Origin of the sequence: Pseudocitrobacter cyperus (genome assembly GCF_039889165.1) — a bacterium.
GTDB lineage: Bacteria > Pseudomonadota > Gammaproteobacteria > Enterobacterales > Enterobacteriaceae > Pseudocitrobacter > Pseudocitrobacter cyperus.
This window is the reverse complement of the sequence record NZ_JAYMYY010000001.1, coordinates 128,521-147,283: the sequence shown is the minus strand read 5'-3', so window position 1 is coordinate 147,283 and position 18,763 is coordinate 128,521. Positions and strand designations below refer to the sequence as shown.

Here is an 18,763-nt window from a genome sequence, read left to right as displayed (position 1 = left end):
ACTCGTTTCATTCTCTGCAAGGAATTGCCATGTCACAGTTTCATCTGATTGCCCCGTCGGGCTATTGCATCAATCAATCTGCCGCCCAATGCGGCGTGACAAGGCTTATCAACGCAGGACACCAGGTTAACAATCAGCAGGTAATCACCCGCCGCAGCCAGCGCTTTGCAGGCGTGGAAAGCGAGCGGCTGGCGGATATTAATGACCTCGCGACTCTGCGCGGGAAAAATCAAATTGTGCTGGCAGTGCGTGGCGGCTACGGCGCAAGCCGCCTGCTGGATGCTATCGACTGGCAGGCGCTGGCGGCGCGCCAGCAGCAGGATCCCCTGCTTATTTGTGGGCACAGCGACTTTACGGCCATTCAGATGGGGCTACTCACAAAGGGCGTTATCACCTTCAGCGGGCCGATGCTGGCGGGAAATTTTGGCGCGGAAACCCTGAATGATTTCACACTGCATCACTTCTGGCAGGCGCTGCGTAGCGAACATTTTACCCTCGAGTGGCCGGGCGATGGGCCTGAGTGTCGCGCAGAAGGTACGCTGTGGGGCGGCAATCTGGCGATGCTGACGTCGCTGATTGGCACACCGTGGATGCCGGAAATCAGTAACGGTATTCTGGTGCTGGAAGATATCAACGAACATCCGTTCCGCGTCGAGCGTATGTTGTTGCAACTGCTGTATGCCGGTATTCTGCCGCGCCAGAGCGCCATCGTGCTGGGTAGCTTCACCGGCAGCGCGCCGAATGACTACGACGCGGGCTATGATTTGCAGACCATGTACGCCTATCTGCGCTCACGGCTGGATATTCCGATGATTAGCGGGCTTGATTTCGGCCATGAACAGCGCACGGTGACTCTGCCGCTGGGGGCGAAAGCGCAACTGGTGCATTCAGGACGTTCAACAACCCTAACATTGAGCGGGCATCCGACCATCACCGAATAAAAAGTCATTCATTACTCTTATTGTTCCAATGTTCACACGCTAATTATGATAACTTTTGTAACTATCTTGTTCGTTATCGGGGAGTACGTGAACATTGGACGCCGCGGCAGTCATTAGCCTCTTTATTCTGGGTTCGGTCTTAGTAACCTGCAGTATTCTATTAAGTTCGTTTTCTTCCCGTCTTGGTATCCCAATTCTGGTGATTTTTTTAGCCATCGGCATGCTGGCAGGCGTGGATGGCATCGGCGGCATTCCTTTCGATAACTACCCTTTCGCCTACATGGTGAGCAACCTCGCACTGGCAGTAATCCTGCTTGATGGCGGAATGCGCACCCAGGCCAGCTCATTTCGCGTCGCGCTGGGGCCTGCGCTGTCGCTGGCGACGGTGGGCGTGTTAATCACCTCCGGACTGACCGGCATCGCCGCAGCGTGGCTGTTCAATCTGAACTGGCTTGAAGGCCTGCTGATTGGCGCGATTGTCGGGTCGACGGATGCCGCTGCCGTATTTTCCTTGCTGGGTGGTAAGGGGCTGAACGAACGTGTCGGCTCGACCCTGGAAATTGAGTCAGGCAGTAACGACCCGATGGCGGTTTTTCTTACCATCACATTAATTGAGATGATCCAGCAGCATGAAACGGGCTTAAGCTGGATGTTTGCCGTGCATATTATTCAGCAGTTCGGCCTCGGTATTTTGATTGGCCTGATGGGTGGCTATCTGTTGCTGCAGATGATCAATCGCATCACATTGCCAGCCGGGCTCTATCCGCTCCTGGCTCTGAGCGGCGGGATCATGATTTTTGCCATTACCACCTCGCTGGACGGCAGCGGCATTCTCGCCGTTTATCTGTGCGGTTTTCTGCTCGGCAACCGGCCTATCCGCAACCGTTTTGGCATCCTGCAAAACTTCGACGGCCTGGCGTGGCTGGCGCAAATCGGCATGTTCCTGGTTCTTGGTTTGCTGGTCACGCCGTCTGACCTGCTGCCGATTGCCGCTTCCGCTCTGCTGCTGTCGCTGTGGATGATCTTCTTTGCTCGCCCGCTGTCGGTGTTTCTCGGCCTGCTGCCGTTTCGCGGTTTTAACCTGCGCGAGCGTATTTTTATTAGCTGGGTCGGCCTGCGCGGCGCGGTGCCGATTATCCTCGCCGTCTTCCCGATGATGGCCGGGCTGGATAACGCGCGTCTCTTCTTTAATGTTGCCTTCTTTGTGGTGCTGGTGTCGCTGCTGTTGCAGGGAACATCACTCTCATGGGCGGCGAAAAAAGCCAAAGTGGTGGTGCCGCCCGTCGGCTGGCCTGTGTCGCGCATCGGGCTCGATATCCACCCGGAAAACCCGTGGGAGCAACTTATCTATCAGCTCAGCGCCGATAAATGGTGTGTGGGTGCGGCATTGCGCGACCTGCATCTGCCGAAGGATACGCGTATCGCCGCCCTGTTCCGCGATAATGTGTTACTGCACCCGAATGGCAGTACGCGCCTGCGCGAGGGCGATATTCTTTGCGTGATTGGTCGTGAACGCGACATTCCGGCACTGGGTAAACTCTTCAGTCAGTCGCCGCCGGTCGCGCTCGATCAGCGTTTCTTCGGTGACTTTATTCTGGAAGCCAGTGCCAAATTTGCCGATGTGGCGCTGATTTACGGCCTTGACGGTGGCGAAGAGTTTCTCGACAAGCAGCGGTCGCTGGGCGAAATCGTGCAGCAACTGTTAGGGGCAACACCGGTCGTTGGGGATCAGGTCGAGTTCGCCGGGATGGTCTGGACGGTTGCCGAGAAAGCCGATAATGAAGTGGTGAAAGTCGGTGTTAAAGTCGCTGAAGAAGAGGCGGAATAACCGCCTCATTGAATAAGTTACACCGTCACAACTGGTACGCGCGGCGCCAGGGCGCACATTAATTCATAGCCAACGGTACCCGCGCAGGCGGCAACGTCGTCAATTTTGATGCCGTTGCCCCACAGTTCGACTGGCGCGCCAATCCCTGCATTCGGGCACGGCGTTAAATCCACCGCCAGCATATCCATCGATACCGTCCCCACCGTGCCGGTGCGCACACCATCGACCATCACCGGAGTGCCGGACGGCGCAATGCGTGGATAACCATCAGCATAGCCGCAGGCGACAATCCCGATTCGCTGCTCCTGGGCGGCGGTATAACGGCTGCCGTAACCGACCGTATCGCCCGGCTTCAGATTTTGCACTGCGATTATCTGGCTGTTCAGGCTCATCACCGGTTTGATCCCACTGTTGGCCACATCCTGCCACTGACCGGAAGGTGACGCACCGTAGAGGATAATGCCCGGTCGTACCCAGTCGAAATGGGTTTCCGGATGCCAAAGCGTCGCGGCTGAATTTGCCAGTGAGCGTGGGCACTCAAGCCCTTCTGCTGCCTGCCCGATACACTGCATCGGCGCTGTTACGCCATCGCTTTTCTCCGCATCGGCAAAGTGCGACATCAGCGTCATCGCCCCAACATTCGGCAGTTTACGCAACTGCTGCCACACCGTATGAACGCGATCGGGCGTAAACCCAAGGCGATTCATGCCGCTGTTTACCTTCAAATAAATATCCAGCGGGGCATGCAGGCGCGCATCCTGAATCGCCTTGATTTGCCAGTTGCTGTGCACGCTGGTGGTCAGGCGATATTGGTCAAACAGCGCCAGTTCATCGGCGTGGAAAAAACCTTCCAGCAGCAAAATCGGCCCTTTCCAGCCCCACTCACGAAGCTGAATGGCATCTTCCAGATTGAGCATTGCGAAGCCATCGCTTTCACGTAGCGCGCTCCATACCCGCTTCAGACCATGCCCGTAGGCATTGGCTTTTACCACTGACCACACGCGGGAGCCCGGCGCTGCCCGCCGCACAACGTTTAGGTTCTGCCGCAGTGCGCTGAGATCAACACAGGCTTCTACAGGACGAGACATCTCTTCTCCTTATTGATGAGCACCGTGCAGATGCTGAGGGCGCGACGGCGTAAAGCCCGGCGAATACCGTGCCACGCTCAGATCGTCATATGGGATAGCCGGAGTACGCCCGGAGATTAAATCGCTGATGAGCTGCCCGGAACCGCAGGACATCGTCCAGCCCAGGGTGCCATGACCGGTGTTCAGCCAGAGGTTTTTAAACGCAGTTTTGCCGATAATCGGCGTACCATCAGGCGTCATCGGACGCAAACCTGTCCAGAAGGTGGCCTGTTCGATATACCCGCCACGGGGGAAGAGATCACCCACCACCATTTCCAGTGTTTCACGGCGCGGCTGCAACAGGTCGGTATTAAAACCGACGATTTCCGCCATCCCTCCGACACGGATACGATTATCAAAACGGGTAATCGCAATTTTGTAAGTCTCATCGAGGATAGTCGAGACCGGCGCGCCGGCATCGTCTTTCACCGGAATGGTCAGGGAGTAACCTTTCAGGGGATAAACAGGAATATCCACCAGCCCTTTAAGCATGGCGGTAGAGTAAGAGCCGAAGGCCATAACGTAAGCATCGGCTTTGATAAGCTCGTCGCCGCACTTCACGCCATAGATATGTTCGCCCTCGCGCAACAGCGCATCTACCGGGGTGTTATAGCGGAAGGTTACGCCAGCATTCTCAGCCATTTGCGCCAGACGTTGTGTAAAGAGCTGGCAGTCGCCGGTTTCATCGTTCGGCAGACGCAGGCCACCGGTCAGTTTGTGGGCCACACTCGCCAGCGCGGGCTCGACTTCCGCCAGACGGGACGCTTCGAGAAGCTGGTACGGGACGCCGGCATCCTCCAGCACGGCAATATCGCGCATCGCATTCTCATATTGCTGCGCGGTGCGGAAAAGTTGCAGCGTTCCACCCTGTCGCCCTTCGTAGGCAATACCGGTAGATTCACGCAACGCTTTCAGGCAGTCGCGGCTGTACTCGGCCAGGCGCACCATCCGGCCTTTGTTTTCCATGTAGTGGCGGGTGTCGCAATTGCGCAGCATCTGCCACATCCACTTGAGTTGAAACTGAGTGCCATCCAGTGCGATAGCCAGCGGCGCATGACGCTGGAACATCCATTTTATCGCCTTCAGCGGTACGCCCGGGGCGGCCCAGGGTGCCGCATAGCCGGGAGAAATTTGCCCGGCATTGGCAGCGCTGGTCTCCATCGCCGGGCCCGCCTCGCGGTCGATAACCGTGACCTGATGGCCTGCCTGACTTAAATACCAGGCGCTGGCCACGCCCACTACGCCACTTCCCAGTATGACAACGTGCATAGCTACTCCAGAATCGAATTGAGTAAAAGAACAATCTTCTGATTACAAATTGATAACCCAGATGAAAATATTATTCAACATAGGCTTTTTTTATGGTGACACGGTTCACATACAGCCCCGCCAGCGTTGGAGAGCGAGTTTCAACATCTCCTGCTGAGCAAAAAATTTACCCAGCATAAAATTTTGCAATCGCGGGAAATTGTCGTCATCAAAATGAAGAAATCGCGAAGAAAAAAAATGGTGCTTGTTACGGTTTTGCACAGGTGTTCTATTCTTTTACTGAGGCTCTCCAGACAGAGAGAGTCGCCAACAATGAGGGCGCGCTAATGGCAACTATTGATTCGATGAATAAGGACAGCACGCGTTTGAGCGACGGACCCGACTGGACATTTCCCCTGCTGGAAACCTATCTGGTTGAGATTGACCGGGTAGCAAAACTGTACAGGCTGGACACCTATCCCCATCAAATCGAAGTCATTACCTCTGAACAGATGATGGATGCCTATTCCAGCATCGGGATGCCGATTAACTATACGCACTGGTCATTTGGTAAAAAATTTATCGAAACCGAGCGTGCCTACAAACACGGTCAGCAGGGGCTGGCCTATGAGATTGTGATCAACTCCAATCCTTGTATCGCGTATCTGATGGAGGAGAATACCATTACCATGCAGGCGCTGGTGATGGCGCATGCCTGCTATGGTCATAACTCCTTCTTTAAAAACAATTACCTGTTCCGTAGCTGGACAGATGCCAGCTCTATCGTCGATTACCTGATCTTCGCCCGCAAATATATCAGCGAGTGCGAGGAGCGCTACGGTGTGGATGAAGTGGAGAAATTGCTCGACTCCTGCCATGCGCTGATGAACTACGGCGTGGATCGGTATAAACGACCGCAAAAAATCTCCTTACAGGAGGAGAAAGCACGACAGAAAAGCCGGGAAGAGTATCTGCAAAGCCAGGTGAATATGCTGTGGCGCACGCTGCCAAAACGTGAAGAAGAGGAGAAAGCCGTGGAGTCCCGGCGCTATCCTTCGGAGCCACAGGAGAACCTGCTCTACTTTATGGAGAAAAATGCCCCACTGCTGGAGCCCTGGCAGCGTGAGATCATGCGTATTGTGCGCAAAGTAAGCCAGTATTTTTACCCCCAAAAGCAGACTCAGGTGATGAACGAAGGCTGGGCGACGTTCTGGCACTACACCATCCTCAACCATCTTTATGATGAGGGGAAAGTCACAGAGCGCTTTATGCTGGAATTTCTCCACAGCCACACCAACGTTGTTTTCCAGCCGCCTTACAACAGCCCGTGGTACAGCGGCATTAACCCGTATGCGTTGGGCTTTGCTATGTTCCAGGATATTAAACGCATCTGTCAGACCCCGACGGAGGAAGATCGCTACTGGTTCCCGGATATCGCCGGTTCTGACTGGCTGGAAACGCTGCACTTCGCCATGCGCGACTTTAAAGATGAGAGCTTTATCAGCCAGTTCCTGTCGCCGAAGGTGATGCGTGACTTCCGTTTGTTCACGGTGCTGGATGACGATCACAATAATTATCTGGAGATCTCAGCCATTCACAACGAAGAAGGCTACCGGGAGATTCGCGCCCAGCTTTCGTCCCAGTATAATCTCAGTAATCTTGAGCCGAATATTCAGGTGTGGAATGTGGATCTACGCGGCGACCGCTCGCTGACGCTACGCTATGTTCCGCATAATCGCGCGCCGCTGGATAAAGGCCGCCGGGAGGTGCTGAAACATGTGCATCGCCTGTGGGGGTTCGAGGTTCATCTGGAGCAGCAGAATGCGGATGGCAGCGTGGAGCTGCTGGAACGCTGCCCGCCAAGAGCGAGCGCGCTGTAATAAAAAAGCCTCTCATTTTCGAGAGGCTTCTTCTTTTGCGAGAGCTTAAACGCCGCCCGGCATATTTTTCTGCATTCGATGCCAGACTTCACCGCTGTCGCGGCCATAGCGGCGCACAGTTTCATAAACCTGATCGTGTAACCCCTGTTCGCACACTTCCGTCAGGCGATGGTAGAAACCTAACGCCAGGCTACGCGCTTCCGGATTCGCGAAATAGTGACGGCCAATGCGGGTATAGAGGCCTTTCATCCCGTTGAGGATCAGGCCGTAAATCGGGTTGCCGGAGGCAAAGGCCAGACCACGGAAAATGTTGTAATCAAGGTCGGCAAAGGCATCCGCGTAGTCTTCCACTTCACGCGCGGTCGCCAGTACTTCCAGCGCTTTGTCAGGGTGTTGACGAAACGCGGTACGAATGAAGATAGTGGCGATGTTAGTGCGCACGGAAAGCAGGTTATCCAGCAATTGCGGCACGCTTTCGTGATCGAGGCGCGCCAGCGTCTCGAGGATATTCAACCCGGACGTTTCCCAGAAGTTGTTCACTTTCGTCGGCTTACCATGCTGGATGGTTAGCCAACCGTCGCGCGCGAGGCGCTGTAACACTTCACGTAACGTAGTACGGGTAACACCAATCAGTTCAGAAAGTTCGCGCTCGGCAGGCAGAATAGAACCCGGTGGGAAACGGTTATTCCAGATGCTTTCAACAATATACTCTTCCGCGAAACCCGCCGGGCTTTGCGCCTTAATGACCATAGTTAGAATTTCCATTACACAGCGTTGCAATCCACTCATCATACCAGACCGTAATCACAGCAGATAGCGCAGGGAGTGAATTAAAAAGGGATCGCCGTTTCATTTTTCGGATTTCCTTTTCCACAGTAATGAACGTTTTTTTTCGTAAACTCTGCTAGAGTTTCTGCCTTGACTGTAACAAAAAATGACATCTACGAGGCAGACGATACGTCATGGAAATCTCACACTCACGCGCATTGTGGCGAAACTTTCTTGGGCAATCTCCCGACTGGTATAAGCTCTTATTGCTGATATTTTTGGTTATCAACCCAATCATATTTCTCTTTAATCCTTTTATCGCCGGATGGCTGCTGGTTGTTGAATTTATCTTCACGCTGGCTATGGCGTTAAAATGCTACCCGCTGATACCCGGCGGTCTGCTGGCGATTGAAGCCGTGATTGTCGGCATGACCTCAGCCGAACACGTGCGTAAAGAGATTGCTGCCAACCTCGAAGTGCTGTTGCTGTTGATCTTTATGGTTGCCGGTATCTACTTCATGAAGCAGTTGCTGCTGTTTATCTTCACCCGGCTGCTGCTGAGTATCCGCAGCAAAATGCTGCTTTCACTCGCATTTTGCATGGCGGCCGCTTTTCTCTCCGCCTTCCTTGATGCCCTGACGGTCGTGGCGGTGATCATCAGCGTCGCAGTGGGCTTCTACGGGATCTACCACCGTGCCGCATCCAGCCGACCAGACGATGACAACCTTCTCGACGACAGCCATATCGATAAACACTATCGGGATGTGCTTGAACAATTCCGCGCTTTCCTGCGCAGCCTGATGATGCATGCAGGCGTGGGTACCGCTCTTGGCGGCGTAATGACGATGGTTGGCGAACCGCAGAACCTGATTATCGCGAAAGCATCGGGTTGGCATTTCGGCGAATTTTTTATGCGTATGTCGCCAGTAACTATACCGGTCTTTATTTGTGGCATCGCCACCTGCCTGCTGCTGGAGAAATTTAAGCGATTCGGTTATGGCGCCACGCTTCCGGAAAGCGTGAGAAAAATACTCCATGACTTCGATCAGCGCAGCCGCCAACAGCGTAGCCGTCAGGACACCATGCGCCTGTGGGTTCAGGCCCTGATTGGCATCTGGTTGATACTGGCGCTGGCCTTCCACCTTGCGGAAGTGGGGTTGATTGGCCTGTCGGTGATAATTTTAGCCACCTCGTTCACCGGCGTCACCGATGAACATGCTATCGGCAAAGCATTCACAGAAGCTCTGCCTTTTACTGCATTACTGACGGTTTTCTTCGCCGTCGTGGCGGTCATCATCGATCAGCACCTGTTCGCCCCGGTAATCAGCTTCGTGCTGCAGGCATCACCGCAGGCGCAGCTTCCCCTGTTCTATATTTTCAATGGCCTGCTATCTTCTATTTCCGATAACGTTTTCGTTGGGACGGTATATATCAATGAAGTGAAAGCGGCGCTGGAATCTGGTGCCATCACCCTGAAGCAATTTGAAATGCTGGCGGTGGCTATCAATACCGGGACGAACCTGCCTTCCGTCGCAACACCGAATGGACAGGCGGCATTTCTGTTCCTGCTGACCTCCGCCCTCGCTCCACTCATACAACTTTCTTATGGCCGGATGGTCTGGATGGCTCTGCCTTATACCCTGGTCTTGACCGCGGTGGGGCTGTTGTGTGTTGAGTTTACCCTTCATCCGGTTAGCGACTGGTTGCTTGCTCTCGGCTGGATCCCCTCCCCTCACACACCTTAGTATCCCCTGCCCGGCACTGAGTGCCGGGCATTGAATATTCATTTACGTAATAATTGCTAAACGTCAGTGGCGGCAGACATTTTTTGGTTTAAACTACGACCCTTAAACATGTTCCAGGGAAATGATTATGTTGCGATATTTGAACCAGTGCTCACGGGGCCGTGGCGCCTGGTTATTGATGGCGCTGACAGCCTTTGCGCTTGAACTCGTTGCGCTGTGGTTTCAGCATGTCATGCTGCTTAAACCGTGCGTACTGTGCATTTATGAGCGATGCGCCCTGTTTGGGATTATGGGGGCAGGCATCGTCGGCGCAATCGCCCCGAAAACGCCGCTGCGCTACGTCGCTATCGTGATTTGGATTTACAGCGCCGTCCGTGGCTTGCAGCTCGCCTGGGAACACACCATGATTCAGTTGCATCCGTCGCCATTTATGACCTGCGACTTTGCCGCGCGCTTCCCGAGCTGGCTGCCGCTGGACAAATGGCTACCGCAAGTGTTTGTTGCTTCCGGAGACTGTTCTGTACGTCAGTGGGAATTTCTGACGCTGGAGATGCCGCAATGGCTGGTCGGTATTTTTGCCGCTTATCTGGTGGTGGCGGTACTGGTGCTGATTGCACAGCCTTTCAAACCCAAAAAGCGCGACCTGTTTGGTCGTTAAGAAAACGCTCCTGAGGGAGCGTTTTTTGTTTCACGTCATCGCGCCGATGACGGTGTCCGCCCGGCGTTAATCCACTCCGTTACCTGACAACCAGCAGATCCGAATACCGGGTTGTATAGCGGGGAGAGAGCATCTCACGCTTCATCTGCCACTGCTGCTGGATCCCCTGTCCGGCAAAGTACAACGTCCCCCTGCCATCTTTTGCATTCAGGCGATCCAGCACCTCCATCAGCTTCTCACAGCCGGCACGTGGCGCATTATCATCAAACAAGTTGAGCTGCGCGATCCCCTGGCTGAAGAAGTCACCCAGCATAATCCCCGCTTTTTGGTATCGGTGCCCGTCGCGCCAGATGACATCAAGACAACGAATCGCAGCATTGATAATATCGCGGCTATCCTGTGTAGGCGTCAGCAGTCTGACGCCTACACTATTACCGTAATAGGGCTCATTCAGAGCAAAGGGGGAGGTTTTCACGAAAGTGGAGATAAAGCGGCAATACTGATGCTCTCCGCGTAATTTCTCGGCACCGCGTGCCGCGTATGCGCATATTGCCTGCCGCATTTGTTCATATTCGGTGATACGTTCGCCAAATGAACGGCTGCATACGATCTCCTGTTTAACTGGGGCAAACTCCTCAAGTTCTAAGCAGGGTTCACCGCGTAGTTCCCTGACCGTTCTTTCGAGCACGACATTAAAGTGTTTACGGATCACGGAAATATGCGTGTCTGCCAGATCCAGAACCGTTTTTATCCCCATGGCGTCGAGCTTTTTACTGATACGACGCCCCACGCCCCAGACTTCATCTACGGGAAACAGAGACATTAATTTACGCTGGCGTTCAATGTTCGACAAATCAACAACCCCACCCGTTTTCGTCCACTTCTTCGCCGCATGATTGGCCAGCTTTGCCAGGGTTTTTGTCTGCGCAATCCCAACGCCAACGCGCAGATGGGTATTTCGATACACCGCCTCTTTTATTTCCCGGCCAAAATCCTCCAGTACACGGCAATTACGTATCCCCGTGAGGTCGCAGAATGCTTCGTCAATAGAGTAAATTTCCAGACGTGGCACCATCTCTTCCAGCGTTGTCATGACTCTGTCAGACATATCCGCATACAGTTCATAATTACTGCTGAAGCACACCACGTTATGGCGCAAAAAGAGATCCCGGTATTTGAAGTATGGAGCGCCTGTCCTGATACCCAGTTTTTTGGTTTCGGCCGAACACGCAATAACGCAGCCATCGTTATTAGAAAGAACGGCCACCGGTCGCCCTTGTAGGTCGGGTCTGAATACAATCTCGCAACTGGCGTAGAATGAGTTTACGTCAACTAACGCGAACATTTTCAGCTCACAGACTTCACGATAAATGTTACAACACCGAAGATTTCCAGACTGTCTTCGGAACCTATCATGATTGGCCGATAGGCAGCGTTCTCCGGTTTAAGCATCACGGTGGGGTGCAGTTGCAGACGCTTAACGGTAAATTCACCATCAACCGCCGCGATAACGATATCACCGTGTCCGGCTTTACGTGAGCTGTCCACCACCAGCAAATCCCCCTCACCAATTCCGGCGTCGGACATCGAGTCTCCCGATGCCTTCACAAAATAGGTCGCACTGGGGTGCTGTACCATGAGTTGATTGAGATCGATTCGCCTCTCGACATAGTCCTGGGCAGGGCTGGGAAACCCGCATGGGGCAAGGTCACTAAACATAGGAAGCGCCACAACCTGACATAAATCAGTTGGCTTATATCGCTGCATGATAACTACCATAAACAAACACTGCATTTATGTACAGTAGTTGTATTGTTCTGGCAGATCAACCCTCGTTTTGCTCGCTGCAGCTAAGGGCTTATACGCATAGCGTTTTTTGTCGCGCGCGAAAAGAAAAGCCTGATGGTTATTTTAGAGGCTCAATCCGCCCACTCTGGCTTATTGAGGATATGATCCTGCCAGTCGCGCACTTCCGTCTCTTTCACTGCAATATGGCGCACGGAAATACGCTCGCCATGCATCGCGGCTTTTGACCCCGTTAGCAGAGGATGCCAGTCCGGCAGCCCTTTTCCTTCAGCCAGCAGGCGATAAGCGCAGGTGTGCGGCAACCACTCAAATGTTGGCAGGTTATCACGGGTCAGCTTGATGCAGTCCGGCTCATACTCGAAGCGTCGCTCGTAGTTACGGCACTGGCAGGTTTTGATATTGAGCTGACGGCAGGCGACGTTGGTGAAGTAGATCTCGTCGGTGTCTTCATCCATCAGTTTATGCAGACAGCACTGCCCACAGCCATCGCACAGCGATTCCCACTCGGCGTCGGTCATTTCGTCGAGAGTTTTGTTTTGCCAGAAAGGTAATTCGCTCATCAGGATGTCCACATCAAAATTCCGGGTGCACCTTATAACCAGTCTGGCACAGGGATGCAAGTTTTGCCGCCCAATGAGAGCGGCAAGCAGGGGTTACAGCACGCGGGTTGAAAGAGAAAGACCGTTAAATTTCACGGTCAACGCATCGCCGCTTAACAGCGGGCCAACACCTTCTGGCGTCCCCGTCAGCACCACATCGCCCGGTTTCAGCGTAAAGAAACGGCTCATGTAGGCAATCAGCGGCACTATTTTATGGATCATATCCGCCGTGGTACCGTGCTGACGTACCTCGCCGTTTACGGTTAGCTCCAGCGGCGTATTTTGTGGATCGCGGTCGAACTCCGCTGCGGGAATAAAACCAGAAATAGGGCAGGAATTATCAAAGCCCTTTGCCTTTTCCCAGGGCTGCCCGGCTTTCTTCATTTTGCCCTGCACATCGCGCAGGGTGAGATCCAGCGCCACACCATAGCCAGCAATCGCTTTCTGGACGTGGTCTTCCGTCGCCTGACGCAAAGTTGCGCCAATCAGTACCGCCAGTTCCACTTCGTGATGCACAGAGCCAAGCCCCTGAGGCAGCACCAGCGGCTGACGAATATCACAGAGCGCCGTTTCCGGTTTGATAAACAGCACCGGTTCATCCGGGATGGCACTACCCATCTCCTGAATATGCTTCGCGTAATTACTGCCTACGCAAACAACTTTGCTTACCGGGTAATCGAGCAATGCTCCCTGCCAATTATGATGCTGATACATTTGTTTCCCCTATCCGTTTTTCAACATATTTGTTAGAACCAATAGACGCATGCTTTGACCAGCACCCATTTCGGCCAGAATTACTCTTGCGGTTTTCCTGACCCGGCCAGATGCTCTTTAAGTAAATTTTCAGGCGGTGGCGGGATCTGTAAATAATACCCCTGTTCTTTCAGCGCCTGCTTCACCTTGTCCAGATCGGCATTCACCAGTTGTTTGCGCCCATCCAGCGGCAGCAGCATTGCTAACTGCGGCTGTCCGAAGCCTTTCATCAGCTCCTCAGGCACACGGGAGAAATCGTCTCTTTTTTCGACATACAGGTAAGTCTGGTCGCGTTTAGCGCTCCGGTAGATCACACAAAACATACTTTTACTCTTTTAAATGCGTAATTTCGACATACGCTAACATCAATCAAACCCGCACCACAAGCCAGCCGCCACCATTTTTGTTAGCGAAAGTAGACGACGTCACGATATCTCTCTTTTCGTGTCATAAGGTATTCCATCCCCACAAAAAAGCCCCGCACTGAGAGCGAGGCCTGTTGAGGTTCTGTATTTAATCTTTGGCGGAATCTCGTCCGCTACCTGAATTTAGCGTCCAGGGGAACTTCGGCGTCAGGCTGGTGTGTGATTCGGTTACGCAGATCTCGACGGATCATTTCAATCGCCCAAAACCAAAAAATATGGCCAAGTAACTCTGATATATACTCATCCAACGGTATATTCGGTAGTGAAGGTGTCAGGCCGAGTAACGGGAAGGAAATCCAGTGAACGGCGATAGTTGCGATAATACCCGCTAATGCCCCTTGCCATAATTTCACTTTAGGGAAAATCTCAGCAACCAGGCAGTAACCAATCGCAAAGACCAGTGAAAAAATAATGTGCGTTACCATCACCGGGTTAATTACATGCTCTGAAAATGTATAGACGGCATGTGTAGGATCAATTCCCAGATAGTCACGCAGAAAAAGATAAGGAGGGTTAAACTCGTCTCGACCCCCCGAGAAGGTTCTCGGTGGCAGAGGGACTTCTGCACCCCATTTAACAAATGCAGACATAATACCTGCGATTATGCCCACAAAAAGCGCGACACCAAAGCGACGCCGACCCGGTTCAGTACGTTCAAGCAGATTAAATGACATGGCTATACCACCAAATGATAATGATAAGTAACTCTATCTTCATCAAACAGAGCCGCATTTTCTTGATCAACATCACAAAATCTTGGCTAAACCAATTTATTAATTAAATAAAGGGATTTTTCTCATTCCAGGCAAAACAAAAAGCATCACACGAACAATAACCACTCCACAGTATAATTAGAATAGCAACAATGAGCCGACATTTTATCGATAACCGCCAGGCCTCTTATCGGGTGGACAGGACTTAATCCGGAGGGTTTAATCTTGATGCCAGCATAATAAGGCAGACAATAGCCAACACCAAAAGCCCCTGACCGAAAGCAAACATCCCCAGAATCACAAAGAAAGAATACTCCATTATCCATGTCCCTTCATACGAATGACTTAGACACAAGATAATCGAGTGGTAATGAACGAATACTCAACCAGACAGGAATCAGTCACCAGCCGTCACCTATTACATCCACCTGGCAACAGATTGACTGACCCCATTCTTCTCCTGCACTTCTATACTTTAAGTTCAGTGTTGAAACAGATGTTCTTTGAACGTCGGCCCACAGGGCCCGGGAGGTTAAATGGCTGAAATAAATGAACGCGTTGAAATTCTTGAGCAAACCATTGCTGAACTGCGCCTCGACCTTGATGCCTCAAAGGTTGCCATCACAGTGTTATCCAGTGTCATTAACAAAATGGGCAGCGAGCCTGGTCTGCTTGCAAACTCATATGAACAGGAAAAAAGTTCTGCTCCACTTGTTCAATTCAACCACCCCACCCAGGAGGGGTATGAGGATAAACTGAAAGAGAGAATCTTAGCCTTACTCACCACAGGGAATTAACAGCGAAACGGATGAACGCGATTAGATGAAGGGACAATCAGAGTTTGGTATGGGTATGAAATGCCATACTAATAAGCATTTGCTACAGGCATGTAAAAACAATCAGACATTGACGAAATCAATTCTGAGATTCATGGCATCTTAGTGCTGAATATTTGAACAATGTTTGTTGGTTTTGGCGCAGGGATGCAAGGCCTAAGTCATATGCATCAGGATACGCCCCCAACTGATGCATAGGGCTTTTTTTATGGCCAATTTGGGGAGGCTTCTTTCATAAAACATACTTTTACTCTTATTTAGGCCTGTGGTTACTTGCCTCTATATATCAGTGACTATAACATGCCTGATAGTCTTCGGAATATCACCGCATTGTGCTGGATGATAAATAGCAAATTGAGTAAGGCCAGGATGTCAAACACGCCAATCGAACTTAAAGGCAGTAGCTTCACTTTATCAGTGGTGCATTTGCATGAGGCAAATCCCGAGATTATTCGTCAGGCGTTAGAGGACAAGGTGGCCCAGGCTCCGGCTTTTTTTCGTCACGCGCCGGTGGTGGTAAACGTCAGTAGCCTGGAAGAGACAACCCAATGGCAGCCGTTGCAACAAGCGATTATTGCAGCAGGCTTGCGTATTGTGGGCGTGAGCGGCGCGAAGAACCCGCGCATGAAAGCAGAAATCGACAAGGCGGGTCTTCCTTTACTCACTGAGGGTAAAGAAAAAGTCACCCGCCCTGCTCCTGTTGAACCACAACCACAGGCAGAACCCATCCCAACTGTTAGCACGATCACAAAAACACGATTGATAGATGCGCCGATTCGTTCCGGTCAGCGCATTTATGCGCCAAACTGTGATCTGATTGTTACAAATCACGTGAGCGCGGGCGCTGAGCTTATCGCTGATGGTAACATTCATGTGTATGGCATGATGCGGGGACGCGTGCTGGCAGGTGCTGCCGGTGATCGGGAAGCACAAATTTTTTGTACACACCTTGCAGCGGAACTGATGTCCATTGCCGGGGAATATTGGCTGAGCGATAAGATCCCAGCCGAGTTTTATGGCAAAGCGGCGCGTCTGCGTTTAGACGACAGCGCTTTGTCAATTCAACCGTTTAATTAATCCCTTTTAACAAGGAATTTCTATGGCACGCATTATTGTTGTGACTTCGGGTAAAGGGGGCGTGGGCAAAACCACCTCCAGCGCGGCCATCGCGACTGGTTTGGCGCAGAAGGGAAAGAAAACTGTCGTTATCGACTTCGATATCGGTCTGCGTAACCTCGACCTGATCATGGGCTGTGAACGTCGCGTTGTTTATGATTTTGTTAATGTTATTCAGGGTGATGCCACGCTGAATCAGGCGCTGATTAAAGACAAGCGCACCGAAAACTTGTTTATTCTCCCGGCGTCTCAGACCCGTGATAAAGACGCGCTGACCCGCGAAGGCGTCGAGAAAGTCCTCGACGAACTGAAAAAGATGGAGTTCGACTTTGTGGTCTGCGACTCCCCGGCGGGTATCGAAACCGGCGCGCTGATGGCGCTCTACTTCGCTGATGAAGCCATTATCACCACCAACCCGGAAGTCTCTTCCGTGCGCGACTCCGACCGCATTCTGGGCATTCTGGCCTCGAAATCACGTCGCGCTGAGAATGGTGAAGACCCCATCAAAGAGCACCTGCTGCTCACCCGTTACAATCCGGGTCGCGTCAACAAAGGCGATATGCTGAGCATGGAAGATGTGCTGGAAATTCTGCGCATTAAACTGGTTGGCGTTATCCCGGAAGATCAGTCAGTACTGCGCGCATCCAACCAGGGTGAACCGGTGATTCTGGATGCGGTGTCCGACGCAGGTAAAGCTTACGCCGACACCGTGGATCGTCTGTTGGGAGAAGAACGTCCTTTCCGCTTCATTGAAGAAGAGAAGAAAGGTTTCCTCAAACGCCTGTTCGGAGGATAAATTATGGCATTACTCGACTTTTTTCTCTCACGAAAAAAGAGCACCGCTAATATCGCGAAAGAACGATTACAGATTATTGTCGCAGAACGCCGTCGCAGCGATGCTGAGCCGCATTATCTGCCGCAGTTACGCAAGGACATCCTGGAAGTCATCTGCAAGTACATTCAGATAGACCCGGAAATGGTGACGGTGCAACTGGAGCAGAAGGACGGCGATATCTCGATTCTGGAACTTAACGTGACCTTACCGGAAGCGGAAGAGTCGAAATCCTGATAGCGTCGGTTTAGTCTGTTCAAAACCCCGGAAGGCAAGCTGCTTCCGGGGTTTCTTTTTTAGCGGGGATACTCAGCAAGCAGTGCGTCAAGACGCGCGCTCAGCAACTCGCCCCGCCAACCGGAAACCATTTCCGGTGGGGTGTTAAACGTTTTCAACTGCCAGTGCCAGTTCAGCAACTGGTTTATCTGACGGCGGGAAGCCAGCAGCTCGGCACTCACGCCAGACTCCTGCCCCACTTCCTGCACCAGCGCTTTAATCTCTTTAAACGCTTTACGATAGCCAGGCATATCCATCAGGTTCAGCAGCGGTTCCGGCAATGCCTCTTCCGGCAGCGCCTGCGCTTTGGCGACCAGGCTCAACAGCGTTTTACCATGAAAACGGATTTCGCTACCCGAGAGTCCCAGGCTGTCCAGTTCGCCCATGCTGCCCGGCATATAGCGCGCCACGCTCCACAAATGCTCTTCACGCACCACGAAATTAACCGCCAGATCACGCTCACGGGCTTTGCGCAGACGCCAGTCTGCCAGCATTTGCAGGCATGCCAGTTGTCGTGTGCGTAGCTGCCAGGCGTTGGTGATATCACGCCAGGCCTCTGCCGGGTCAACCACTTCCTGACGACGTTGCTGCATCAGGCGACACTCATCCAGCGCGGCGTCTAATCTGCCTGCTTGTTCGGTTTCCGCCATCAACTTATGAGCGATAGGCAGCAAATACCAGACGTCCGCCGCCGCATAAATACACTGACGTTCCGTCAGCGGACGTGCCAGCCAGTCGGTGCGCGACTCACTTTTATCCAGTTTGACGCCAGAATACTCTTCCACCATCGCCGCGAAGCCCCAGGACATCGGGCGACCACAAAACGCCGCAAGGATTTGAGTATCAATGAGCGGTTTTGGCATCGAACCGAATACATTCAGAAACACTTCCAGGTCTTCACTTCCCGCATGCAGATACTTGGTAATGTTGCTGTCCTGCAAAATCGCCTGGAGCGGCGACCAGTCGGTAATACCGAGCGGGTCGATAAGCGATGTCTGCTGACCATCGAACAACTGAATCAGCCCCAGTTGCGGATAATAGGTACGGGTGCGGACAAATTCAGTGTCCAGCGCGATGGATGTAACCTGCGAAACCGCGTCACACAGGGTGCTCAGCGCTTCGTTGGTGGTGATCATCTGATAGTTCAAATCATACTCTCTTAGATTGCGCCCAATAAAAACGCCGGCATAGCCGGCGTCTGGCGACTCAGAA

General features: G+C 52.5%; 19 protein-coding genes. 9 read left to right on the top strand and 10 right to left on the bottom strand.

Features of this window, described 5'->3' with window-relative positions; genetic code table 11:
• Nucleotides 1–29 precede the first annotated feature (29 nt).
• Both ldcA and VSR74_RS00760 read left to right on the top strand, forming a co-directional pair.
• Nucleotides 30–941, top strand: coding sequence for a muramoyltetrapeptide carboxypeptidase (gene ldcA / locus VSR74_RS00765; protein WP_347792928.1), 912 nt, complete (start codon nucleotides 30–32; stop codon nucleotides 939–941).
• A 94-nt stretch (nucleotides 942–1,035) separates the two neighbouring features.
• Complete coding sequence (locus VSR74_RS00760) at nucleotides 1,036–2,769, top strand: potassium/proton antiporter (protein ID WP_347792927.1); 1,734 nt, start codon at nucleotides 1,036–1,038, stop codon at nucleotides 2,767–2,769.
• Nucleotides 2,770–2,786: 17 nt separating this feature from the next.
• On the opposite strand, the gene dadX is transcribed toward VSR74_RS00760, so the two are convergent.
• Together dadX and VSR74_RS00750 are read right to left on the bottom strand one after the other, a co-directional pair.
• Complete coding sequence (gene dadX / locus VSR74_RS00755; RefSeq protein ID WP_347792926.1) at nucleotides 2,787–3,857, bottom strand: catabolic alanine racemase DadX; 1,071 nt, start codon at nucleotides 3,855–3,857, stop codon at nucleotides 2,787–2,789.
• 9 nt (nucleotides 3,858–3,866) lie between these two features.
• The gene (locus VSR74_RS00750; protein WP_347792925.1) at nucleotides 3,867–5,165 is read right to left on the bottom strand and encodes a D-amino acid dehydrogenase; all 1,299 of its coding nucleotides are present in this window, start codon (nucleotides 5,163–5,165) and stop codon (nucleotides 3,867–3,869) included.
• 326 nt (nucleotides 5,166–5,491) lie between these two features.
• On the opposite strand from VSR74_RS00750, the gene VSR74_RS00745 reads away from it, so the two are divergent.
• Nucleotides 5,492–7,024 carry a SpoVR family protein gene (locus VSR74_RS00745; RefSeq protein WP_347792924.1) on the top strand — a complete coding sequence of 511 codons (1,533 nt, stop codon included), beginning with the start codon at nucleotides 5,492–5,494 and terminating at the stop codon, nucleotides 7,022–7,024.
• 45 nt (nucleotides 7,025–7,069) lie between these two features.
• Here VSR74_RS00745 and fadR read toward each other — a convergent pair whose 3' ends face one another.
• The gene (gene fadR, locus VSR74_RS00740; protein ID WP_347794329.1) at nucleotides 7,070–7,774 is read right to left on the bottom strand and encodes a fatty acid metabolism transcriptional regulator FadR; all 705 of its coding nucleotides are present in this window, start codon (nucleotides 7,772–7,774) and stop codon (nucleotides 7,070–7,072) included.
• 212 nt (nucleotides 7,775–7,986) lie between these two features.
• Here fadR and nhaB point away from each other — a divergent pair, with 212 nt between their 5' ends.
• Together nhaB and dsbB are read left to right on the top strand one after the other, a co-directional pair.
• Nucleotides 7,987–9,537: a Na(+)/H(+) antiporter NhaB gene (gene nhaB, locus VSR74_RS00735; protein WP_347792923.1), complete on the top strand. Its 1,551-nt coding sequence runs from the start codon at nucleotides 7,987–7,989 to the stop codon at nucleotides 9,535–9,537.
• Between the two features lie 127 nt (nucleotides 9,538–9,664).
• Complete coding sequence (gene dsbB, locus VSR74_RS00730) at nucleotides 9,665–10,195, top strand: disulfide bond formation protein DsbB (RefSeq protein ID WP_347792922.1); 531 nt, start codon at nucleotides 9,665–9,667, stop codon at nucleotides 10,193–10,195.
• A 79-nt stretch (nucleotides 10,196–10,274) separates the two neighbouring features.
• Here dsbB and VSR74_RS00725 read toward each other — a convergent pair whose 3' ends face one another.
• The 6 genes from VSR74_RS00725 to VSR74_RS00700 form a co-directional block, all read right to left on the bottom strand.
• Nucleotides 10,275–11,540 carry a Y-family DNA polymerase gene (locus VSR74_RS00725; protein ID WP_347792921.1) on the bottom strand — a complete coding sequence of 422 codons (1,266 nt, stop codon included), beginning with the start codon at nucleotides 11,538–11,540 and terminating at the stop codon, nucleotides 10,275–10,277.
• A gap of 2 nt (nucleotides 11,541–11,542) precedes the next feature.
• The gene (locus VSR74_RS00720) at nucleotides 11,543–11,962 is read right to left on the bottom strand and encodes a translesion error-prone DNA polymerase V autoproteolytic subunit (protein ID WP_347792920.1); all 420 of its coding nucleotides are present in this window, start codon (nucleotides 11,960–11,962) and stop codon (nucleotides 11,543–11,545) included.
• A 152-nt stretch (nucleotides 11,963–12,114) separates the two neighbouring features.
• Nucleotides 12,115–12,561: a YcgN family cysteine cluster protein gene (locus tag VSR74_RS00715; RefSeq protein ID WP_347792919.1), complete on the bottom strand. Its 447-nt coding sequence runs from the start codon at nucleotides 12,559–12,561 to the stop codon at nucleotides 12,115–12,117.
• 93 nt (nucleotides 12,562–12,654) lie between these two features.
• Nucleotides 12,655–13,314 (bottom strand): fumarylacetoacetate hydrolase family protein, encoded by a 660-nt coding sequence (locus VSR74_RS00710; RefSeq protein ID WP_347792918.1) that lies wholly within the window; start codon nucleotides 13,312–13,314, stop codon nucleotides 12,655–12,657.
• Nucleotides 13,315–13,394: 80 nt separating this feature from the next.
• Nucleotides 13,395–13,676, bottom strand: a complete 282-nt coding sequence (locus tag VSR74_RS00705; protein ID WP_347792917.1) for a YcgL domain-containing protein — start codon at nucleotides 13,674–13,676, stop codon at nucleotides 13,395–13,397.
• A gap of 215 nt (nucleotides 13,677–13,891) precedes the next feature.
• Nucleotides 13,892–14,452: a YagU family protein gene (locus VSR74_RS00700; RefSeq protein WP_347792916.1), complete on the bottom strand. Its 561-nt coding sequence runs from the start codon at nucleotides 14,450–14,452 to the stop codon at nucleotides 13,892–13,894.
• Between the two features lie 575 nt (nucleotides 14,453–15,027).
• Here VSR74_RS00700 and VSR74_RS00695 point away from each other — a divergent pair.
• The 4 genes from VSR74_RS00695 (at nucleotide 15,028) to minE (ending at nucleotide 17,512) form a co-directional block, all read left to right on the top strand.
• Complete coding sequence (locus tag VSR74_RS00695; protein WP_347792915.1) at nucleotides 15,028–15,288, top strand: hypothetical protein; 261 nt, start codon at nucleotides 15,028–15,030, stop codon at nucleotides 15,286–15,288.
• Nucleotides 15,289–15,696: 408 nt separating this feature from the next.
• On the top strand, nucleotides 15,697–16,404 hold the full coding sequence (gene minC, locus VSR74_RS00690; RefSeq protein WP_347794328.1) for a septum site-determining protein MinC: 708 nt from the start codon (nucleotides 15,697–15,699) through the stop codon (nucleotides 16,402–16,404).
• A 22-nt stretch (nucleotides 16,405–16,426) separates the two neighbouring features.
• Nucleotides 16,427–17,239, top strand: a complete 813-nt coding sequence (minD, locus tag VSR74_RS00685; RefSeq protein WP_149462772.1) for a septum site-determining protein MinD — start codon at nucleotides 16,427–16,429, stop codon at nucleotides 17,237–17,239.
• 3 nt (nucleotides 17,240–17,242) lie between these two features.
• Nucleotides 17,243–17,512, top strand: a complete 270-nt coding sequence (gene minE / locus VSR74_RS00680) for a cell division topological specificity factor MinE (protein WP_015964086.1) — start codon at nucleotides 17,243–17,245, stop codon at nucleotides 17,510–17,512.
• Nucleotides 17,513–17,571: 59 nt separating this feature from the next.
• Here the strand turns inward: minE and rnd are convergent, their stop codons facing one another.
• Complete coding sequence (gene rnd / locus VSR74_RS00675; RefSeq protein WP_347792914.1) at nucleotides 17,572–18,699, bottom strand: ribonuclease D; 1,128 nt, start codon at nucleotides 18,697–18,699, stop codon at nucleotides 17,572–17,574.
• Nucleotides 18,700–18,763: the final 64 nt, after the last annotated feature.